Annotated in this window: 19 protein-coding genes; 14 read left to right on the top strand and 5 right to left on the bottom strand. The window is 37.7% G+C overall.

All coding sequences use genetic code 11. From position 1 onward, the window contains the following. Positions 1 to 6: 6 nt before the first annotated feature. A complete protein-coding gene (locus tag CQ046_RS18705; RefSeq protein ID WP_105703739.1) occupies positions 7 to 1,167 on the bottom strand; it encodes a thioredoxin family protein in 1,161 nt (386 codons plus the stop codon). Between the two features lie 301 nt (positions 1,168 to 1,468). Here CQ046_RS18705 and CQ046_RS18700 point away from each other — a divergent pair, with 301 nt between their 5' ends. Further along, entirely contained in the window at positions 1,469 to 3,097 is a 1,629-nt protein-coding gene (locus CQ046_RS18700) for an AraC family transcriptional regulator (protein ID WP_165790552.1), read from the top strand. A gap of 404 nt (positions 3,098 to 3,501) precedes the next feature. Here the strand turns inward: CQ046_RS18700 and CQ046_RS18695 are convergent, their stop codons facing one another. From CQ046_RS18695 to pruA, 3 genes are all read right to left on the bottom strand, one after another. Then, positions 3,502 to 3,711, bottom strand: a complete 210-nt coding sequence (locus CQ046_RS18695) for a hypothetical protein (RefSeq protein WP_105703737.1) — start codon at positions 3,709 to 3,711, stop codon at positions 3,502 to 3,504. A gap of 350 nt (positions 3,712 to 4,061) precedes the next feature. Beyond that, positions 4,062 to 4,193, bottom strand: coding sequence for a hypothetical protein (locus tag CQ046_RS23990; protein WP_262498057.1), 132 nt, complete (start codon positions 4,191 to 4,193; stop codon positions 4,062 to 4,064). A 399-nt stretch (positions 4,194 to 4,592) separates the two neighbouring features. Beyond that, positions 4,593 to 6,218 carry an L-glutamate gamma-semialdehyde dehydrogenase gene (pruA, locus tag CQ046_RS18685; protein WP_105703735.1) on the bottom strand — a complete coding sequence of 542 codons (1,626 nt, stop codon included), beginning with the start codon at positions 6,216 to 6,218 and terminating at the stop codon, positions 4,593 to 4,595. 407 nt (positions 6,219 to 6,625) lie between these two features. Between pruA and CQ046_RS18680 the strand changes: the two genes are divergently transcribed. The 13 genes from CQ046_RS18680 (at position 6,626) to CQ046_RS18620 (ending at position 18,582) form a co-directional block, all read left to right on the top strand. Then, the gene (locus CQ046_RS18680; RefSeq protein ID WP_105703734.1) at positions 6,626 to 6,991 is read left to right on the top strand and encodes a hypothetical protein; all 366 of its coding nucleotides are present in this window, start codon (positions 6,626 to 6,628) and stop codon (positions 6,989 to 6,991) included. A 156-nt stretch (positions 6,992 to 7,147) separates the two neighbouring features. After that, positions 7,148 to 7,450 carry an urease subunit gamma gene (gene ureA, locus CQ046_RS18675; protein WP_105703733.1) on the top strand — a complete coding sequence of 101 codons (303 nt, stop codon included), beginning with the start codon at positions 7,148 to 7,150 and terminating at the stop codon, positions 7,448 to 7,450. A gap of 12 nt (positions 7,451 to 7,462) precedes the next feature. Next, on the top strand, positions 7,463 to 7,831 hold the full coding sequence (ureB, locus tag CQ046_RS18670; RefSeq protein ID WP_105703732.1) for an urease subunit beta: 369 nt from the start codon (positions 7,463 to 7,465) through the stop codon (positions 7,829 to 7,831). Position 7,832: 1 nt separating this feature from the next. Further along, positions 7,833 to 9,554, top strand: a complete 1,722-nt coding sequence (gene ureC, locus CQ046_RS18665; protein WP_105703731.1) for an urease subunit alpha — start codon at positions 7,833 to 7,835, stop codon at positions 9,552 to 9,554. A 109-nt stretch (positions 9,555 to 9,663) separates the two neighbouring features. Beyond that, the gene (locus CQ046_RS18660) at positions 9,664 to 10,311 is read left to right on the top strand and encodes a hypothetical protein (RefSeq protein WP_105703730.1); all 648 of its coding nucleotides are present in this window, start codon (positions 9,664 to 9,666) and stop codon (positions 10,309 to 10,311) included. Then, the gene (gene ureE / locus CQ046_RS18655) at positions 10,301 to 10,810 is read left to right on the top strand and encodes an urease accessory protein UreE (protein WP_105703729.1); all 510 of its coding nucleotides are present in this window, start codon (positions 10,301 to 10,303) and stop codon (positions 10,808 to 10,810) included. The genes CQ046_RS18660 and ureE overlap by 11 nt, the downstream gene beginning before the upstream one ends. Before the next feature lies 1 nt (position 10,811). Next, positions 10,812 to 11,501 carry an urease accessory protein UreF gene (locus CQ046_RS18650; protein ID WP_105703758.1) on the top strand — a complete coding sequence of 230 codons (690 nt, stop codon included), beginning with the start codon at positions 10,812 to 10,814 and terminating at the stop codon, positions 11,499 to 11,501. A gap of 203 nt (positions 11,502 to 11,704) precedes the next feature. After that, entirely contained in the window at positions 11,705 to 12,343 is a 639-nt protein-coding gene (gene ureG, locus CQ046_RS18645) for an urease accessory protein UreG (protein ID WP_047094673.1), read from the top strand. After that, complete coding sequence (locus CQ046_RS18640; RefSeq protein WP_105703728.1) at positions 12,344 to 13,132, top strand: urease accessory protein UreD; 789 nt, start codon at positions 12,344 to 12,346, stop codon at positions 13,130 to 13,132. Positions 13,133 to 13,267: 135 nt separating this feature from the next. After that, positions 13,268 to 13,969, top strand: coding sequence for a hypothetical protein (locus tag CQ046_RS18635; protein WP_105703727.1), 702 nt, complete (start codon positions 13,268 to 13,270; stop codon positions 13,967 to 13,969). Positions 13,970 to 14,211: 242 nt separating this feature from the next. Beyond that, a complete protein-coding gene (locus CQ046_RS18630; RefSeq protein WP_105703726.1) occupies positions 14,212 to 15,099 on the top strand; it encodes an urea transporter in 888 nt (295 codons plus the stop codon). A gap of 183 nt (positions 15,100 to 15,282) precedes the next feature. Next, positions 15,283 to 17,529, top strand: a complete 2,247-nt coding sequence (locus tag CQ046_RS18625; RefSeq protein WP_105703725.1) for a TonB-dependent receptor — start codon at positions 15,283 to 15,285, stop codon at positions 17,527 to 17,529. A 162-nt stretch (positions 17,530 to 17,691) separates the two neighbouring features. Continuing rightward, a complete protein-coding gene (locus CQ046_RS18620) occupies positions 17,692 to 18,582 on the top strand; it encodes a helix-turn-helix domain-containing protein (protein ID WP_105703724.1) in 891 nt (296 codons plus the stop codon). A gap of 135 nt (positions 18,583 to 18,717) precedes the next feature. Here CQ046_RS18620 and CQ046_RS18615 read toward each other — a convergent pair whose 3' ends face one another. Further along, positions 18,718 to 19,824: a DNA topoisomerase IB gene (locus CQ046_RS18615; RefSeq protein ID WP_105703757.1), complete on the bottom strand. Its 1,107-nt coding sequence runs from the start codon at positions 19,822 to 19,824 to the stop codon at positions 18,718 to 18,720.

The raw sequence follows: 19,824 nt of genomic DNA, 5'->3' as shown, positions 1-19,824 counted from the left end.
CAACTATTAAAGGTTTTTCAACAGTTTTTCTGTATCAGTAGAATCCTGTCCGGTACTCTTTGCAAGCTCAATAGACTTTTCAGCCCACATTTTTGCATTTTTCTTATCACCTACTTTATTGTAAAGATTGGCTAAAGTATCGGTATTGGCAAAATTCTGGTCTTTTTTTACAGATTCCTGTGCCCATGTAATGGCTTTTTCCAGAGAAGTTTTATTGCTTACGTTTTCAAAGAAATTCCACGCAAGAGAATTCAGTTCTTCAGAACCTGCAGCAGAATAATCTTTATACAGGTCAAGAATTAATTTCTCATATTCAGGAATATCTTTATTCTTTAACGCTCTGTTGGCTTTCATTCTTTTTAAGATCTTGTCAGCCTCTTCCTTAGTCAGAAACTTCTGAGCTTCGGCCATGAAATAAGCATCATCCCATTTTTTAGTATCAGGATTGTAAGCTTTTTTAGAAACAGTATTCAGCTTTATATTCTTATCGAACTTTTCATACTTATCTTCAGGGAAGAATTTAATGATATCTGCTTTTTTATCCTGGAAAATCTTATACAAAGGGCTATCCGTAGTTTGTACCCCGGAAAGAAGCATCTGGATATCTTCCTGATCTAAACTTGATTTCTGCTGAAAATAACGGTTCATTACTTTACCGGCAAACTCAGCATCATTATACATAGTAAGCCCGGCAAGGTTCTTTAAAAACTCAGGATCTTTTTCACCTTTTTCAAACTGCTGTTTCAAAGAGGTTAACCTTTTGTTTGGATCTTCAGCATCTTTTGCAAACTGGATAAAGTCTTTTTCTTCAACATATCCTAATGTTCTGTGTACGGCTTCACCATTTCCATCAATAAAAAGGTAAGTAGGGAATGCTTTTACATTATATTTTTTTGCAAGCTCAATTCCTTCTCCTTTTTCCATATCAATTTTAGCATTGATAAAGTGAGAATTGTAGTAGTCTCCCACAGACTGTAGCGGGAAAATGTTTTTCACCATCAGTTTACAAGGTCCACACCAAGAGGCATATGCGTCAATAAAGACTAGTTTTTTTTCTTTTTTTGCTTTTGCAAGGATAGACGCAAAGTTGCTGTCTTCAAATTTAATTCCCTGTGCCCATGCAAGGACTCCTATAAAAATTGAGGAAAGTATGGCTATTTTTTTCATAAAAACTTTTTATTCCCTGCAAATGTAATAAATATGATGACACTTAAGTCGTTCATATTGAAAATAATTAGAGGGTAACTTTACTTTTAAAACAGAGATAGGTTGATATGAAAGATAATCATCTATTGTTTTAGTGTAATTATTAAAATTAATGTAAATAGCTATTTTTGGTTAAATAGTTAAATTTCAATATAATATTTTAATAAAAAATAAAATATCACTAGTTTTGTAAAAAACAAAAAGACACTCAGCGAAAATAATGATGAATTATTATAAAATAAAAATAATAATTTGTTCTTTTATGTCTAATAATCTCTTGAAACTCTTGTTTTTGCTGATAACAGCAGTCTCTATATCCGCACAGGAAAAAAGTAATTTTGATCTTATCTGCGAAAAGACATCTTCCGTTACTGCTTATAAAGATTTACCCAAAGCGATCAAAACAGCAGATTCTCTTTATATGAAGGCGCAAAGCCCCTCAGAAAAAATAAAGTGTCTTGTTCTTTCTTCGGAGCTTTATCATCATGCCGGTGAACTTAAAAAGGCAATTTGTTATAGTGAAAATGCCCACTCAGTCATTAATCAGAGTAATGACCCGGAGTGGATGGCTGTGGTGACCAGATTGCTTGCCAGGCAATATAGACAGGTAGGGTTATACGAAAGATCCAAAAAATACATTGTGAAAGGGCTGGAAGCTTCTGGCAGGATTTCTGATTTTCAAAAAAGTAATGAGGCGGCTGGGCTGTTGAATCAGGAAATGGCTTTCTATGAAATGGAGCTGGGCAATTACTCTAATGCAATCCGATATATTGAATCTTCACTCAGATATTTTGAAAAAATAGACACTAAAAGTGAGGTTAGAACTGCTGCTGCGTCCTATAAGTTATTGGGAGACATTTATTTTAAGCTTAATGATTATACCGTTTCTGAAAACTATTACAAAAAAGCAGAAGAATTACTAAAAGAAGGAAGCTGTACATTGGGATTGGTCTACAATGGTTTGGGAGGAATCCGTCTGAAACAGAAAAACTGGCAGGATGCCGAATTATACCTTAAGAAAGCAGAAAAAATAGCTGATACTTCCAGAAGCCTTAAGCTTAAAAAAGCAGTATATTCCAATATTAATGATTACTATGAAGGAATAGGGGATAATTATAAAGCCTCTTTATACGCAGTGAAATATGTGCGTACTTATGACAGTATTGCATCGCGTAATCAAAGTTTTTCCGGAAAAGGTTTAGAAAGTCTGAAAGGTAAGACTATTAAGAAAGAAGGCCAGATGAACAGAGTGAAAAATGCCACTATTATAGTTCTGTTTACCTTGTTGGTTGGCTTGCTTGTATTCTTTAGAACAAAGCAGAAAAAACAGCGTTCAAAGTTTAGAAATATCATAAGAGCTCAGTTAAATTTGATCAGTAAGAGAAGTCATCATCCTTTAAAGGAATTTGACGGCACTGAGTTCTCTAATATATCTGTGGAAGAAATTGAAGAAAAGGATTCTGAGGAAGACCGCAGGCGAAATGATTCTCTGATGACACCGGAAACAGAATCCAAATTGCTGGAACTTCTTGAAGATTTTGAAAAAGGTAACCTTTATAACAATAAAGGGATGTCTTTGTCTTTCCTTGCAGGCGAACTGAATACCAATACAAAATATCTGTCATATGTAATCAATCAGCATAAAAGTGCTGACTTTAAAACATATGTTAACCGTTTAAGAATCAATTATATTGTTGATAAGCTCATCAATAATGAGAAGTATAGACAGTATAAGATAAGTATCCTTGCTGATGAGTGCGGCTTCTCCTCACACAGTAAATTTGCTGCGGTTTTCAAGGCTGTTACAGATTATTCTCCATCAGCTTATATTAAATATCTTGATGCTGAAAACCAATCAGATAAAAATGTCCATTTTCGGGAAAATGATTAAAAAGAGTTGGGTTTTGAGATTCTGTGTTGCTATTTTCGCGAAAATGAACAACCTATTATTTTAGAGGAAGCCTTTGCTACCCTATATTTGCGCCAGTTTTAGGGAAATGAACACCACCGTGCTACAGCTTATCTCTTTTATTTCTGAAGAATTCTTCTTTCTTCTGAACTAAAGTATAAAGTAAGAGTATTCAATTCCTAAGCTGAAAAACCAAGCCATGAAAATTAATATATGGAACGTATGCTATATTTCATCTTTGAGATAAGCAGTGTTCTCCCTTTTATCTTCAAAGGATATTCTGTTCAGAATATAAACCATATCCCATAATCGGGGTTGATTGCCCGGTTTTTTTTCAGTCAAGTTTTTTTAAGTGCAAATCCACAGTAGTCTGTGGATTTGTGATTTTATTTAACTTTTGTACTGTCTGTTTTTACTTTTGAAGTATCAGAGGTTGTGGGAGAAGGTATTGAGTTGGCTACAGCAGAATCTCCCATTCTGTTTCTTAATGAATCTTTGTCGTGAGCATCTTTATATTCTTCTCTTTTTTCTTTGTTTTGAGCACAACTTCCAAGAAAAAGAAGTCCAAGAACGGCTCCTATCCATAATTTTTTCATAATAGTCAATTTTAATGTTTGGTTTTAATCAAATATAAGAATTTAATTAAAAGATAAAAGATAAAAGATAAAAGATAAAAGATAAAAGATAAAAGATAAAAGATAAAAGATAAAAGATAAAAGATAAAAGATAAAAGATAAAAGATAAAAGATGTTGTCTTAAATGTCTGGATTCAATAATTTAATAGGAGTGGGCTTTAGCCAAAACCTAAGATAAGGGGTCTTTTCAAGCCAAAACTTCATTATAGATCCAACATTTGTGGCTATCCAATAAAAAAATCTGCAGAGCTTTCATCTGCAGATTTCCATTTTTAGATTGAATGTTTATAATTACTATTTGGCAGGAGATTTCACCACGAATCCTTTTTCATCTTGATACTATCAGGATTCGTCATCTTGGTAGTCATGGTATCAGTAGTTGTAGGCGTTACGCTTTTCCGCGCATTGTCTACCTTTGCTGAATCCCTGCTACTCGTTGACATGGTCGATTCTTTGGTTCCACAGCTCACTGCAAATATTCCTATTCCAAAGGCTGCTAGCAATAACTTTTTCATACTATTTTATTTTGGGGTGTTGTACTAATAAAAAATCAACAATTATTCCTAATAAGGTATGTGGAGTCTTAAAATATCGGTAAGGTTTGTTAAAAGATGTTATTGGGAATCGGGTTTCGTAATGCGGGTTTAGAGGTTTAAAGTTTAATATTTATAGCCTGGAAAGAACCTTTATGAACTCAATATTCAACTTCTCTCACACCCAAATTCTCACTCTCACACTCTCACACGCTCAAACTCTCGAACCCCGCAGCCACCTTACAAAAAAGCCTCGAAACCGAAATTCCGAGGCTGTTAAATCATTGATCAATGATCATTTATTGTTTATTATCCAAGATAAGGATATTTATAGTTCTTTGGAGAAACAAAAGTTTCTTTTACGCTTCTTACAGACGTCCATCTTAGAAGATTCATTTTAGAACCTGCTTTATCGTTGGTTCCTGAAGCTCTACCACCACCGAAAGGCTGTTGACCTACTACGGCACCAGTTGGTTTATCATTGATGTAGAAGTTACCAGATGCATTTTCTAAAGCTTTATAAGCTTCATTAATTGCATAACGGTCTTGTGAGAATACAGAACCTGTTAATGAATAAGGAGAAGAAGAATCTACTAATTTAAGAGTCTCTTTCCAATCTTGGTCTTCGTACACAAATACAGAAAGAATAGGTCCGAAGATCTCTTCTACCATACTTTCGTATTGAGGGTTTGTAGTTTCAATTACTGTTGGGTGTACGAACCATCCTTTAGAATCATCCACTTTTCCACCGATTGCCACAGTAGCTTCACCGGAAGCGTTAGCTCTGTCGATGTATCCTTTACATTTTTCAAAAGAATTTTTGTCGATTACAGCATTCACAAAGTTAGAAGTATCTTCTGGAGAACCTACTTTGATGGTACTCATCTGAGCTTCCATTACTTTTTTCACATCAGCCCAAAGAGATTTTGGTACATAAGCTCTTGAAGCCGCAGAACATTTTTGTCCCTGATATTCGAAAGCACCTCTTACCAATGCAGTAGCTACAGCTTCTACGTTAGCAGAAGGGTGAGCAATAACAAAGTCTTTACCTCCTGTTTCTCCAACGATTCTTGGATATGTTCTGTAGTTATGGATATTATCACCAATCATTTTCCACATTCCCTGGAATACTTTTGTAGACCCTGTAAAGTGAAGACCTGCGAAATCGCGGTGTGCCAATACTTTTTCAGCAGTTTCTTTTCCGTCAGTAAAGATCATGTTGATAACCCCTGCAGGAAGACCCGCTTCTGTCAATACATCCATGATTACTTTTGCAGAATATACCTGCTTGTCAGAAGGCTTCCAAACCACTACGTTTCCTAGCATCGCCATACAAGTTGGAAGGTTACCGGAAATAGCTGTAAAGTTGAATGGAGTTACCGCAAAACAGAATCCTTCTAATGGTCTGTACTCAACACGGTTCCAGATTCCGTTGTCAGAAACTGGCTGCTCAGAATACATTTCTGTCATGAACTCTACATTGAATCTTAAGAAGTCGATGAACTCACAAGCTGCGTCAATTTCAGCCTGGTGTACATTCTTAGACTGCCCGATCATGGTTGCAGCGTTGATCACATCTCTGTAAGGACCTGCTAAAAGATCAGCTGCCTTTAAGAAAATTGCTGCACGCTGTTCCCAGCCTAGTTCATTCCAATCGTTTTTAGCTGCCAATGCCGCATTGATAGCGTCATCCACATGCTGCATACCACCTTGATAGTAAAATCCGAAATCATGTGCATGATCCTGTGGAGACTGAAGCTGTACTTTTGTATCAGTTTTTACTTCTTTTCCGTTGATGATCATTGGGATTTCTACCTTTTCAGCCCACATTTTCTTATAAGTGTCGATAAGGCTTTTAACTTCCGGAGATCCCGGTTCGTATGAATTTACCGGCTCGTTTACCGCTAATGGTACTTGCGAAATTGCTTTTGACATATTACGTTTTATTATTTTATTTAAATTTAATAAGATGTGTATACAAATTTACAATAATTATAAAGAAAGAAAAAATGCCAGCTCTTTTTGTCAGATAAACTCTAAAATAGATCAGCTAATAATATATCAATTTATTTTTACTGTAAATTTTGTGAAATGTTAAGGTATTTGATCTTTTTTTTAGATTTAAGAAAAAAATACGCTGATTTGCTATAATTATAGGAATTGGGACAATAAAATATTTGTCATACTTTAAAAATAGCTATTAACCGCTGTAAATAAGGGATTTGTGGTGTAATGTTAAAATTGTATAAATTCACATTTGTTGCGATTTTGAACATTTTAAATAATTTTTTTGATAGCGGGAGGGGTAAGATTGTTCTACTTTTACATCATTATTAACAGGTATGAAAAAAAGAGTCTTATTTTTCTCTTTTATAATATTTTTCTCAGCGTTGTGTGCAGGTCTTTTTGCACATAAAGGGAAAACTCAGCCATACTCTGATTTCCTTTCAAAAATTCATCTTCTTCAGCAGAAATCTGATCAGCAGACTCAGCCTGAAATGTACAGCTTTTCAGATGTACAGGACGTACAGGACTCCAATGACTGGGAGAAAGTGAAATTTGATTATTCAATACTTGCACAGCAGTGGTTACACTATTTCTTTGCAGGCTACACTTACAATACACAGGTTGCGGCCGTTCAAAACCGTACTTATATTACAGCACCCAGATACATTCTGTATCATTGCTTGCAGATAGCGGGCTGCTAATCTCTTTTTAACATTTTTAATGATTCATCATGGTTTGTATTCACGTGAGTACAGATCTGTAGATATCATTCCCATTTTACATTTTTGAACATATCTGTTTGCCTTTACGGAGAGGTGAATAGGATATTGTTTGTCCAATTTTAAATAAAAAATATTATGCACTTAACACCGAGAGAAACGGAAAAGCTTATGCTGTTTCTGGCAGGCGAACTCGCTCTGAAAAGAAAGGCAAGAGGCCTTAAATTAAATTACCCGGAATCAATAGCATTGATCAGTCACTTTTTGCTTGAAGGAGCAAGAGATGGAAAAAAAGTAGCTGAACTGATGCAGGATGGCGCTAATCTTCTTACCAAAGAGGATGTAATGCCAGGTGTATCAGAAATGATCCACGATGTTCAAATAGAAGCCACTTTCCCGGATGGGACGAAGTTGGTAACCGTACACAATCCAATTCGTTAATACCTACTGATTATGATACCAGGAGAAATTTTTGTAAAAGAAGGTACAATTATCTGCAATGAAGGCAGAGAAACTGTAAAAATAAAAGTAACCAACACGGGAGACCGACCTATTCAGGTAGGTTCACACTTCCATTTTTTCGAAGTTAATAAAGCGATGAGCTTTGACCGCGAGAAAGCTTTCGGAAAGAGATTGAATATTGTAGCAAGTACTGCAGTGCGTTTCGAACCGGGGGAAGAAAAAGAAGTGGAATTGGTAGAAATAGGAGGAACCAAAAAAGCAATGGGCTTCAATAATCTTGTTGACGGACAGGTAGATTCTGAAGAACAGAAAAAAGAAAGCCTTGCAAAAGTTGAAGAGTTAAACTTTAAAAATCACTAAGATGAGCTTACACGTAGACAGAAAACAATACGCCAATATATTAGGTCCTACAGCCGGAGACAAAATCAGACTGGGAGACACTGAAATTATTATTGAAATCGAAAAAGATTTCACTCATTACGGAGACGAAGCCGTTTTCGGAGGAGGAAAAACCGTACGTGATGGTATGGGACAGAATGTTACCGCTAAAAGAGACGAAGGTGTTCTGGATCTTTGTATCACAGGAGCCGTAATCATTGATCACTGGGGAATTGTAAAAGGAGATATAGGAATCAAAGACGGCAAGATTGTAGGAATCGGAAAAGCAGGTAACCCGGATACAATGGACGGTGTAACACCAAATATGATCATCGGAGCTTCAACGGAAGTTCATGGTGGGAAAGGATATATCGTAACAGCCGGAGGTATTGATACCCACATTCACTATATCTGCCCTCAGCAGATCGAAACATCGCTTTACAGCGGAATTACAACAATGATCGGTGGTGGTACAGGACCTAATGACGGAACCAATGCTACAACCGTTACTCCGGGGAGATTCAACATGCAGAAAATGCTTGAAGCAGCAGAAGAATACCCTATGAATCTTGGTTTTTTTGGAAAAGGAAACTGCTCGGCAGAAGAACCTATCGAAGAACAGGTAGAAGCAGGAGCTTTGGGAGTAAAAATCCATGAAGACTGGGGAGCAACTCCGGCAACCATTGATGCAGCATTGAAGGTAGCAGATAAATATGACGTTCAGGTGGCCATCCACACCGATACTCTTAATGAAGGAGGATTCCTGGAAGATACGATGAGAGCCATCAACGGAAGAGTCATTCACACTTTCCATACAGAAGGTGCAGGTGGAGGTCACGCACCGGATATTATTAAAGCTGCAATGTATCCAAACGTGTTGCCGGCTTCCACCAACCCTACACGTCCGTACACAGTCAATACAATTGATGAGCACTTAGATATGCTGATGGTTTGCCACCACCTGAGCAAAAATATCCCTGAAGATGTAGCGTTCGCAGATTCTCGTATTCGTCCTGAAACCATTGCAGCAGAAGATATTCTTCACGACATGGGCGTTTTTAGTATCATGAGTTCAGACTCTCAGGCCATGGGAAGACCGGGAGAAGTAATCACAAGAACTTGGCAGACGGCTAGCAAAATGAAAGAGCAGAGAGGTGCTTTGGAAGAAGATCATAATGCAGAAAACGATAATTACCGCGCAAAAAGATATGTAGCGAAATATACCATTAACCCAGCTATTGCACACGGTATTTCAGAATATGTAGGATCTATTGAAGAAGGAAAATTAGCGGATTTGGTGATCTGGAAACCTGCATTATTCGGAGTAAAACCGGAAATGATTGTAAAAGGAGGGTTCGTCATTGCTGCTAAAATGGGAGATCCCAACGCATCTATTCCAACGCCTCAGCCGGTTATTTACAGAAATATGTTCGGAGCTCACGGAAAAGCGAAGTTTGGTACTTGTGCAAACTTTGTTTCGCAGATTTCTATTGACAATGGAACAATCGCTTCCTACAAACTGGAAAAAATGATTCTTCCGGTGAAGAACTGTAGAAATATTGGTAAAAAAGACCTTATCCATAATGATAAGACTCCTTTAATTGAAGTGAATCCTGAAAATTACAAAGTAACAGTAGATGGTGAATACATCACTTGTGAACCAGCGGAAACACTGCCTTTAACACAGCTTTATTACTTGTTCTAAGATAAACTTAAACAATAATGGATATCAACCTTATAGGTTTCAAAAGCCTATAAGGTTTAATCAAAGTTTATCCAATTCAATGTAAAACAACTATAGAACTAAGCTTAGAATGAAATATTTAAATAAAACAGTTTTTTCTCTTGCTATAGCGGGTATGTCTATGCTTTCAGGGAGTCTGAGTGCTCAGTTTCTGGGCGGACACAGGCTTAAGAGTGATGAAGACGGACCTAAAGGGCAGTTTATGGTCTACGGTTCATTAGACTATTCAAAAATTACAACACCGTCAAGCAGCAGCAGTACAGTATCAAGTGCACCGCTTGGGGTAGGATACTTTATCAATAACAACGACCTTATTGGAGTCAATTATGCGTACTCGCAGAATACGGTTGATCATAATGTGGTTTATAAACAAAATGAAGCGGGAGTTTGGTATAGCCCTTCAGTAATGCTTGGGAAATACTTTGTATTGATCGGCCAGGTGGATGCTCATTATGTTTGGGGGCAACAGCTTTCAACAGCAGCAGATGCTATGCAGAATTTTAACGGATTTCGTCTCCGTGCCTATCCTTTGATCGGGATATTGTTAGGAGGTGGCTGGGCACTGAAATTCAAATTTGCAGAACTATCCATGCTTCAGACGAAAACAAAAGAAGAAGGCTGGACAAAAAGCTATGTAGCAGGAATCAGTGGTTCCACTTTCGGGGTAGGAATTTCCAAAAACTTAGACTTCAGAAAAAAATCTAAAAATGATAATTAATCAAATCATAGGCAATCTCGCTGAAAATCCTTCGGAGAAAACCATAGACTATCTTGATCTGGAATGGTTTGAAACCACCAAAAGAATCCAGCGCAAAAAAACCAGACAGGGAACTGATGTTGCCATCAAATTTCTCAGAGAAGGGCAGCGTTTGCGTGAAGGAGATATTCTTTTTGAGGATACCGAAAAAATAATTGTAGTCAACGTTCTGGAAACAGACGCTATTGTGATGTCACCAGCATCTCTGTTGGAAATGGGTACTGTATGCTATGAGATCGGAAACAAACATATTCCGCTTTTCATTCAGGATGATAAAGTACTGCTTCCTTTTGAAATGCCCATGTTCAGATGGCTGGAAGCAAGTGGTTTCAAACCGGAAAAACAATCTGTGAAACTGCTGAATCTTCTTAAATCTAATGTAGAGCCTCACGGACATGGAAGTCTGGGATCAACAATCTTTACAAAAATCTTAAAAATGGCCGCCCCCAAAGATGAATAATATGAACATTAACTTCCTGTTAGGACTGCTTCATCTTGCAGATCCTACACTTCCTATCGGAGGATATACCCATTCTAACGGACTTGAAACGTATGTTCAGGAAAGAATTGTGCATGATCTGGCGACCGCAAAAGAATTTGTGCAGAATATGCTTCAGTACAACCTTAAATTCAATGACGGCGCTTTTGTAAAACTGGCTTATAAAGCAGCCGAAAAAGGAAACTTAGAGGCATTGATACTTCTTGATAATGAATGTAATGCGATAAAATGTCCGAAAGAAATCCGCCAGGCCAGCCAGAAACTTGGGCTCAGACTGATTAAAATTTTCAAAAGAAGAGACAGTTTTCCTTTTATGGAAGCTTTTGAAAAAGCAGTTCAGAATAAAGAAGCTAATTCTCATTACTGTATTGTGTTTGGAGTGTATGCTTACCTAATGAAAATACCTCTGTATGAAGCACTTTTAGGATTCTATTATACTTCGGTTGCCGGAATGATCACGAATGCAGTAAAGCTGGTTCCTCTTGGGCAGCTGGATGGACAAGATATTTTATTCTCACTATATCCCGTAATGGAAAAGACAGTCTGGGAAACCATGGAGTTGGATAGGGATATGGTGGGACTTTGTAATACTGCCTTTGATATCAGATGTATGCAGCATGAAAGACTGTATTCAAGACTTTATATGTCATAAAAAATAAAAATAAAAGACAAAAGGGAGGAAAGGCAAAATGATAAAAGAAGATTGGAAAAGCTAAGGAAGTAAAGAAGCGTAAGACTCAATGAATATGAATGCTTATTAGCCGAATGAAATGCCTTTGCATCCCTTACATTATTCTCAGTTAATAAAAAAACAACGCCCATTGCGTTTAAAAAATCAATTAAAAATTTAAAAAAATGGAAAATAGAAAGTATATAAAAGTAGGAGTAGCAGGACCTGTAGGTTCAGGGAAAACTGCATTATTGGAACGTTTAAGCAGAAAATTATTCGGGACTTATGATCTTGGAGTAATTACTAATGACATTTACACCAAAGAAGACGCTGAATTTATGGCAAAAAACAGCCTTCTTCCCCACGACAGAATTATCGGGGTAGAAACAGGAGGATGCCCTCACACCGCTATTCGTGAAGATGCAAGTATGAACCTTGAAGCAGTAGATGAGCTGGCAGCCCGTTTCCCGGAGATCGAACTGGTTCTTATCGAAAGCGGAGGAGATAATCTTTCTGCGACATTCAGTCCGGACCTTGCAGATGTTACCATTTTCATCATCGACGTAGCAGAAGGAGAAAAAATTCCTAGAAAAGGAGGTCCCGGTATTACCAGATCAGACTTATTGATTATCAACAAAATTGACCTTGCCCCTTATGTAGGAGCCAGTCTTGAAGTCATGGAAAATGATGCGAGAAGAATGAGAAAAGGAAATCCTTTCGTTTTCACAAACCTTAAAACAGATGAAGGACTGGATAAAGTAATAGGTTGGATTAAAAAATATGCTCTTTTAGAGGAAATTGAAGAACCGAACTTAGTAAGATAAATGGATAGTCGTTTAAATATAATTGCAGGATTCAAGGGGGGAGAATCCTATGTGAAAGACCTTTATGTCTCGCTTCCTTTCAGAGTAGTATCTGTAGGACAGCGAAAAAGTGACAAAAAGCTCTATCAGATGGTGATGAGCTCCTCTCCCGGAATTCTGGATGGAGACCACTACCATTTGGATGTTGCTCTTGAAAAAGGAGCTGCCCTTCAGCTGCAGTCGCAATCCTACCAGAGACTTTTCAACATGCAGGACCAGGCGCTTCAGGAGCTGAACGTTTCTATGGAAGATGAAACTTCTTTCGCCTATGTTCCTCACCCTATAGTTCCCCACGAAGATTCCAACTTTAAGAGCAAAGCGAATATTCATATCGGGAAAAACAGTCAGATCATCATCAGTGAGATCATTACCTGCGGGCGAAAACATTATGGAGAGGTTTTTAAATTAAAACGTTTTCAGAATGTGATGGAAATCTATCATAACAATAAACTTGTAGTGAAAGATAGCGTTCTGATTCAGCCTGACATGATTCCGATCAGCAGCATTGGAAACCTGGAGCAGTATACCCATCAGGGAACCCTGATTTTCTACAGTACAAAGGAAAATATAGACAAAAACGGATTGATAGAAGAGATCGTTGAAGCTGCAGCACAGCATCGTGAAGAAATGGAAGTAGGAGTTTCCGCCATGGAAGACAATGGTTTTGTAGTAAGAGCTTTAGGACACGGAGGAGAAATGATGTATAACTTCTTCCTGCATATTCAGGGAATCCTTTGGTCTTTAGAATAAAAATTAAAATGATTCTTTATTTAAGTTACAGAGAAAATATTCAATAGAGGCGGGCTTTAGCCCGCAATACTAAAAGATACGCTTCCATTGGCTTTAGCCAAAACTTAATAGAGAACAACAATAGATAAATAGAAAATGGACAGTACAGTTTGGGCGCTTCTTTTGAGTGCCGTTTCAATAAGTTTTATACATACCGCTTCAGGGCCGGATCATTATCTGCCATTTATTGTGATTTCAAAATCCAAAAAATGGAGCGGAATGAAAACAGCTATATTAACGGTTGTCTGCGGATTTGGACATGTGTTCAGTTCCCTGATTTTAGGTTTTATCGGGGTTTTTCTCGGATGGCAGCTGAATAAAATCTCCTGGTTTCAGGATATCAGAGGAAATTTTTCAGGATGGGCACTGCTGATCTTTGGAGGAGTTTACCTGGTATACGGCCTTATTCAGGCCATCAGAAACAAACCGCATAAGCATTTTGATGTAATGGGTGATGATGTGTATGTATACGAACATAATCACAGTGAAGTGGTAATGCCTCAAAAAAGAATAAAAGTAACGCCGCTTGTGCTTTTCATGATTTTCGTAATGGGACCAAGTGAACCTTTGATTCCTTTATTATTTTATTCAGGAGTGAAACATTCCATGTCTGAAATTGCAGTACTGGTAACTTCGTTCACTATAACTACAGTGTTGACAATGCTCGGAATGGTTCTTTTGGGACGCTATGGCTACTCAACACTATTCAATACAGAAAAACTGGAAAGATACATGGGAGTGGTAAGCGGAGCAGTAGTAACCGTTTGTGGTGTCGGAATGGTCTTTCTTGGCTGGTAAACGAGTTTCCGGTTTCGAGATTCGAGAGGGAGAGTTTGAGTAAGAGAGTTTGAGAGTTTGAAGGTTGAAGAAAGAATTGAAGCTGAAAAATGATGAATTTTCCATCTCGTATCTAATCCTTGTACCTCGCACTCCGAAACTTGCATCTCGAAACCCGAAACTCGCATCCAGCATCTAGCAACAAAAAACAACCAACAACCCTCTAAAATCACTCAATACTATTAATAAATTTTAAAAAAACTATGAACGAATTTTTAAAAAAACTACCCTTTATAGATCATGTTTTAAAAGGAATCGGGCAGATCATGCTTCAGGAAAACAGATGGACCGGGCTTTTGTTTCTTATAGGAATTTTTATGGGAAGCTGGCAGTGTGGAGTGGCGGTATTGCTTTCAACAGCAGCCGGAACTTTTACCGCAATGAAGCTTCATTATGACAAATCTGAAATCAATGCCGGGCTTTACGGCTTCAGTGCAGCTCTTGTGGGAGTAGCGTTGGCATTTTTGTTTCAGACAACGTTATTGATCTGGGTTCTTATCATATTGGGTGGGGCACTGGCAACTGTTATTCAACATTTCTTTATCCAGAAGAAAATTCCGGTATTTACTTTTCCTTTTATCATTATTACATGGGTTTTGGTATTTGCACTGCATCATTTTACCCATATTCCGCCCTCTGTGATGTTGAGCAGTGAAGTGGTTCCAACAGAATATGATGATTTTCTAGCCTGTACCAATGGATTTGGTGAGGTGATATTTCAAGGTGGAATACTTTCGGGAATGATTTTCTTTCTGGCTGTTTTCATCAGTTCTCCGATAGCCGCTTTATATGGATTGGCAGCATCTATTCTGGGTGCAGGATTATCGCAGTTGAATGGAGAACCTATCAAAGAAATTCACATGGGATTATTTGGTTTTAATGCGGTGCTTTCAGCCATTGTTTTTTCAGGTGTTAAAAAAACAGATGGTTTGTGGGTACTGATTGCAGTTCTTATCACCATTGCTATTGATGATCTTTTAATAGATAATCATTGTCTGGATATCGTTGGCGGAGTATTTACTTTCCCATTTGTAGCCGGAACATGGATTACCATTTTAATTCAGAAGGTATTTCTTAAAGCAAAAAGCTAAGAGGTTAGAGAGTCTGAGGGTGGGAGAGTTTGAGAATGAAAGACTGTTTAAAGTTTATGGTTCAAGGTTTAAAGCTCTTTCTCAATAATTGACTATTCACTTGCGAAGTAAAATTCACTGTCGACATCTCTCTAATTTCTAAATTCAAAATACATATTAAATCAAAAACAATTCAATCAAAAAATGAAGATAACAAAAATAGCAGCTGTTTTTCTGGTCATGACATTCAGTGGAAAAATAATGGCGCAGGAAACCGAAAAACAGTTGCTGATAAAAGATGCAGATGACAAATTCCCCATTGCGGATGTTTTGGTAAAATACGACCACAGAAACAGCCATACCCACACAGGAACAGACGGTACATTTGCCGTTCCTGTAAAATCCCTTCCTGATACCCTTGTGATCAGCCGTCAGGGATATGATGAAATAAAATGGGTAGTGACCCATGATGATGATAAAAATAAAATTATTTTTTTACAACATAAGCCCTTTCAGATTTCTGAAGTAGCCATCAATCACAGCTCGTTTTTATCAGCCATTACAAAGGTCGATCTGAACAAATTTCCAGTAAACTCAGCGCAGGATCTGCTCAGAAAAGTTCCGGGGCTGTTTATTGCACAACATGCCGGAGGTGGAAAGGCAGAGCAGCTTTTTTTAAGAGGATTTGATGCCGATCACGGTACTGATGTAAGCGTAAATGTAGACGGAATGCCAGTGAACATCGTTTCTCACGCCCATGGTCAGGGATATTCTGATCTACACTTTGTAATTCCTGAAACTGTTAATAATATAGATTTCGGAAAAGGGGCCTATTATATGGATCGTGGAGACTTTAACACCGCAGGATATGTAGATTTTCAGACGTATAATGGTTTAAAAAACAGTATGATTAAGCTGGAAGGAGGTTCTTTCAATTCAAAAAGAGTCTTGGGAATGTTCAATATTCTGCATGATGATCTGGGACGAAAAAATGCCTATATAGCCGCAGAATACAATTATACAGACGGACCTTTCGATGTAAAACAGAATTTCAACAGAGTCAATATCTTTGGAAAATACAATCAATGGCTTACTGATAACGACTATTTCAACATCCAGTTTTCAACATTCAATTCTTCATGGAATGCTTCCGGACAGATTCCGGAACGTGCAGTAGACGAAGGAATCATTGGCAGATGGGGAAGTATTGATCCTACAGAAGGCGGAAAAACGTCCAGAACAAACCTTCAGATGAATTTCAAGCATATTATTTCTCCTACCGAGCAGATAGATGCTATGGCTTTTTATTCAAAGTATAACTTCAACCTGTATTCTGATTTTACCTTTAATTTAAAAGATAAGGATCATGGTGATGAAATTCAGCAGACCGACGGCAGAAATATCTATGGAGCTGAAGTAAAATATACAAAGACTTTTTCCTTGGCCAACAGCTCTTTAAACTGGACTTCAGGAATCGGATTAAGAAACGATGATATCAATACTCTACAGCTCAACCACGTTTATCACAGAGATCTTCTGTTGGACAGATTATCTGATGTAATGGGAACGGAAACCAATCTTCATGCCTATTCAGGTCTGATATGGAAAATAGGAAAATGGACCATTAATCCTGCTTTGAGAGTGGATCATTTTATTTTTAATATGCATAATCTGCTGGATGTGGAACAATTACCGTCCGGACAATCAAAAGAAGCAACAAGACTGAGTCCAAAATTGAATTTCTCCTACGCTCAGAATGACAATGTAATGTGGTTCCTGAAAACAGGGATGGGCTTCCATTCCAATGATCTGAGAGTAGTAGTTCCCAATAAAAATGAAAATACGCTTCCATACTCTATTGGCGCGGATTTCGGGGTACGATTACATCCATTCAAATTCTTGATTATTACTCCGGCATTATGGTATATGGATCTTCAGCAGGAATTTGTGTATGTAGGAGATGATGCAGTGGTAGAGCCTTCCGGGAAATCAAGACGTTTCGGGGCGGATCTTGGAGTTCGCTTCCAGCCGTTGGAAAACTTTTATCTGAATGCGGATATCAATTATTCCCATGCACGATTTACCGGAGAAGAAAAAGAGCAGGATTACGTTCCGCTGGCTCCGGTAGTAACCAGCACAGGTTCTGTAAACTGGGATTTCCTGAATGGCTTTTCTTTAGGCCTTCAGTACAGGTATCTGGGAGCAAGACCTGCTGTAGAGGATAACAGCATCAGAACCAAAGCCTATTTTGTGAATGATCTTATGCTTTCTTATAACCGTCAGAAATGGGGCGCCAATTTTCAAATTAACAACCTTTTCAATGTGAAATGGAATGAAGCTCAGTTTGCAACAGAAACTCAGCTAAAAGGAGAAGCAGAACCTATTACAGATCTTACGTATACACCGGGAAGTCCTTTTGGAGTGAGAGTGGGAGTGTATTATAAGTTCTAATTAATAAAGTGAAAGGGTAAGAGAGTGGGAGAGTGAGAGCGTTTGGGAATATGGGGTTGGAGGATAGAGTGTGATATTCGGGTTTCGTGGCTATTCTTTCACTCTTTTGCCTTCTCTGCTTTAAAAATATTTTGTATAACTTTAAATAATCATAACAAGGATATGGAAGTACTTTCCAATTTTCAATATAAAAAGCTTTTTCTTCCGAATATTACGGACAAGATATTAGCCAATAATGCTGATATACAGCTGTATCGGATAGAAAACTATCTTAAAGGCATTCTGATGCCGGTGATTCCGTACCGTACCACGTTCAATTTTATTATTTTCGTTACCAACGGGCATATCAGACAGTATCTTGAAAATAAAGAATATCATGCTGAAAAAGGAGGCGTAATCTTTATCAAACAAGGGACAATCACCGCAACGGTAGAATTATCAGACGATATCGAAGGCTTCTTCCTCGCTTATGAAAATAATATTCTTTCTGAACAGGAACTGCCGAAACATAAAAGCAGCATCTTTTTCATGACTCCCTTCCTGAATCTTGACAGCCTGACTTATGGAACTATTACCCAGCTCCTCCCGATAATGGAGCAGGAATTGTGGCTGAATAATTTGAATATCAATGATGTAGTAGTAACGATGCTTCATCTTATTCTAATCAAAATGCTAAGCACAGATTCAGATACCCATCACAAATCTGCAACACGTCCCATGGAGCTGTCTCTGCAATTCCGGGATCTTTTGTTCAAATACCATGTGGGGGAAAAAAGAGTCGCTTTTTATGCGGATAAACTGTCCGTAACAGAAAGCTATTTGAATAAATGCGTAAAAGGAGTTACCCAAAAATCACCGAAACAGTGGATCAATGAGATAGATATCAATTACAGCAAAGCATTGCTTCATTCCAGTAAAGACATTGCAGAAATTGCTTACGAGCTGAATTTTCATACTGCCTCCCATTTTACCCAGCTTTTCAAAAAAATTGCCGGAATTACCCCAAAGGAATACAGGGTTCAGTTTTTGAACAACAGTAGAATTTCAGTCTGAGATAAAGAATCGAATTTGTGTAATGTCAATGGTCAATTTTTGCTGCGCAAGTTAATCAGTCAATGAGTTGATGAAGTACAGAATAAAAATTCACTGCGAAGCATATTCACCATTCACTATTGACACACAAACGTCCTACATCGTCTCGTTTTCCAGAATCTTCAGCACCAGCTTTTCTTCTTTTGTAAGATCAGCTTTTCCGTCATTTTCTTCAATGATTTCAAGCTCGTCAAGGTATTTTTTGATGGTGTTGTTTTCGTAAAGATTGATAACTAAAGGATGAACGTAATACTTTCTGCATACAGCTGAGGTATTTCCCAGATTCTCTGCTACCATATCCAAAGCTTCTTTTATTTTCTTTTTACTCTGGGCATCATTTTCTGCATAGCCTATTTCTTTAAAAGCAATCAGAGCGCCTACTGTTCCGGACCATGTTCTGAAATCTTTGGCCGTAAAATCTTCGCCGCTTATTTCTTTAATATAATCATTCACCATTCCGGAATCTATAGAATGTCTGTTTCCTTCATCATCTAAATATTGGAAAAGCTCTTTCCCCGGAATGTCTTTACATTTCTGAACCAGCCTGGCCAGCCTTTGGCTTCTAAGATCAACATGATGCATAACCCCTTTTTTACCTTTAAAAGAGAACGTTATTTTTTGTCCTTTTACTTTTACATGTTTATCCTTCAAAGTCGTTAAGCCAAAAGAACCGTACAGTTTTTCGTAAATAGAATTACCAATACGGATGTTGGTTCTTTGCATGAGGCTTACAATTAAGGCCAGAATTTTCCGCTTCTCGAAATTTCTTAATGCAAGATCCTGTTCTATATGCAGCCGCATTTCCGGTAACGCGTACCCGAACTGAAGCATTCTGTAAAATTTTGTATGATTTCTTAAAGCCGTCCAGAGTGGATGGTAGCGGTATTGCTTTCTTTGTTTTACATCAAAACCTGTTGCCTGCAAATGTCCATTTTCGAAAGCGCAGATCCATACATTTTCCCATGCAGGTGGAATCACCAGTTTGTTGATTCTTGTAATTTCTTCCTTATTCTTTACTTTTTTCCCGTCATTATAATAAGAATATTTCTTTCCTGTTTTCTTACGGGTAATTCCGTTGGTTTCTGCATCGGTGGTATATACGAGACGTACCGCCTTTGCAGAAGCTTCCGGATCCTTCATTATTTTAACAATTTTTGAAGGCTTAAGGTGAGAAATAATTTCCAAATCTGTATTCTTCTCCAT

It is taken from the genome of Chryseobacterium sp. MYb7 (assembly GCF_002979455.1).
Lineage (GTDB): Bacteria > Bacteroidota > Bacteroidia > Flavobacteriales > Weeksellaceae > Chryseobacterium.
Note: the sequence above shows the minus strand (reverse complement) of the source record. Positions and strands in the feature narration are given on the sequence as shown.

Bases quoted from the DNA above. Each gene is read 5' to 3' on its own strand.
- CQ046_RS18705 (WP_105703739.1), bottom strand. From the start codon at position 1,167: ATGAAAAAAATAGCCATACTTTCCTCAATTTTTATAGGAGTCCTTGCA.
- CQ046_RS18700 (WP_165790552.1), top strand. From the start codon at position 1,469: ATGTCTAATAATCTCTTGAAACTCTTGTTTTTGCTGATAACAGCAGTC.
- CQ046_RS18695 (WP_105703737.1), bottom strand. From the start codon at position 3,711: ATGAAAAAATTATGGATAGGAGCCGTTCTTGGACTTCTTTTTCTTGGA.
- CQ046_RS23990 (WP_262498057.1), bottom strand. From the start codon at position 4,193: ATGTCAACGAGTAGCAGGGATTCAGCAAAGGTAGACAATGCGCGGAAA.
- pruA (WP_105703735.1), bottom strand. From the start codon at position 6,218: ATGTCAAAAGCAATTTCGCAAGTACCATTAGCGGTAAACGAGCCGGTA.
- CQ046_RS18680 (WP_105703734.1), top strand. From the start codon at position 6,626: ATGAAAAAAAGAGTCTTATTTTTCTCTTTTATAATATTTTTCTCAGCG.
- ureA (WP_105703733.1), top strand. From the start codon at position 7,148: ATGCACTTAACACCGAGAGAAACGGAAAAGCTTATGCTGTTTCTGGCA.
- ureB (WP_105703732.1), top strand. From the start codon at position 7,463: ATGATACCAGGAGAAATTTTTGTAAAAGAAGGTACAATTATCTGCAAT.
- ureC (WP_105703731.1), top strand. From the start codon at position 7,833: ATGAGCTTACACGTAGACAGAAAACAATACGCCAATATATTAGGTCCT.
- CQ046_RS18660 (WP_105703730.1), top strand. From the start codon at position 9,664: ATGAAATATTTAAATAAAACAGTTTTTTCTCTTGCTATAGCGGGTATG.
- ureE (WP_105703729.1), top strand. From the start codon at position 10,301: ATGATAATTAATCAAATCATAGGCAATCTCGCTGAAAATCCTTCGGAG.
- CQ046_RS18650 (WP_105703758.1), top strand. From the start codon at position 10,812: ATGAACATTAACTTCCTGTTAGGACTGCTTCATCTTGCAGATCCTACA.
- ureG (WP_047094673.1), top strand. From the start codon at position 11,705: ATGGAAAATAGAAAGTATATAAAAGTAGGAGTAGCAGGACCTGTAGGT.
- CQ046_RS18640 (WP_105703728.1), top strand. From the start codon at position 12,344: ATGGATAGTCGTTTAAATATAATTGCAGGATTCAAGGGGGGAGAATCC.
- CQ046_RS18635 (WP_105703727.1), top strand. From the start codon at position 13,268: ATGGACAGTACAGTTTGGGCGCTTCTTTTGAGTGCCGTTTCAATAAGT.
- CQ046_RS18630 (WP_105703726.1), top strand. From the start codon at position 14,212: ATGAACGAATTTTTAAAAAAACTACCCTTTATAGATCATGTTTTAAAA.
- CQ046_RS18625 (WP_105703725.1), top strand. From the start codon at position 15,283: ATGAAGATAACAAAAATAGCAGCTGTTTTTCTGGTCATGACATTCAGT.
- CQ046_RS18620 (WP_105703724.1), top strand. From the start codon at position 17,692: ATGGAAGTACTTTCCAATTTTCAATATAAAAAGCTTTTTCTTCCGAAT.
- CQ046_RS18615 (WP_105703757.1), bottom strand. From the start codon at position 19,824: ATGGAGAAGAATACAGATTTGGAAATTATTTCTCACCTTAAGCCTTCA.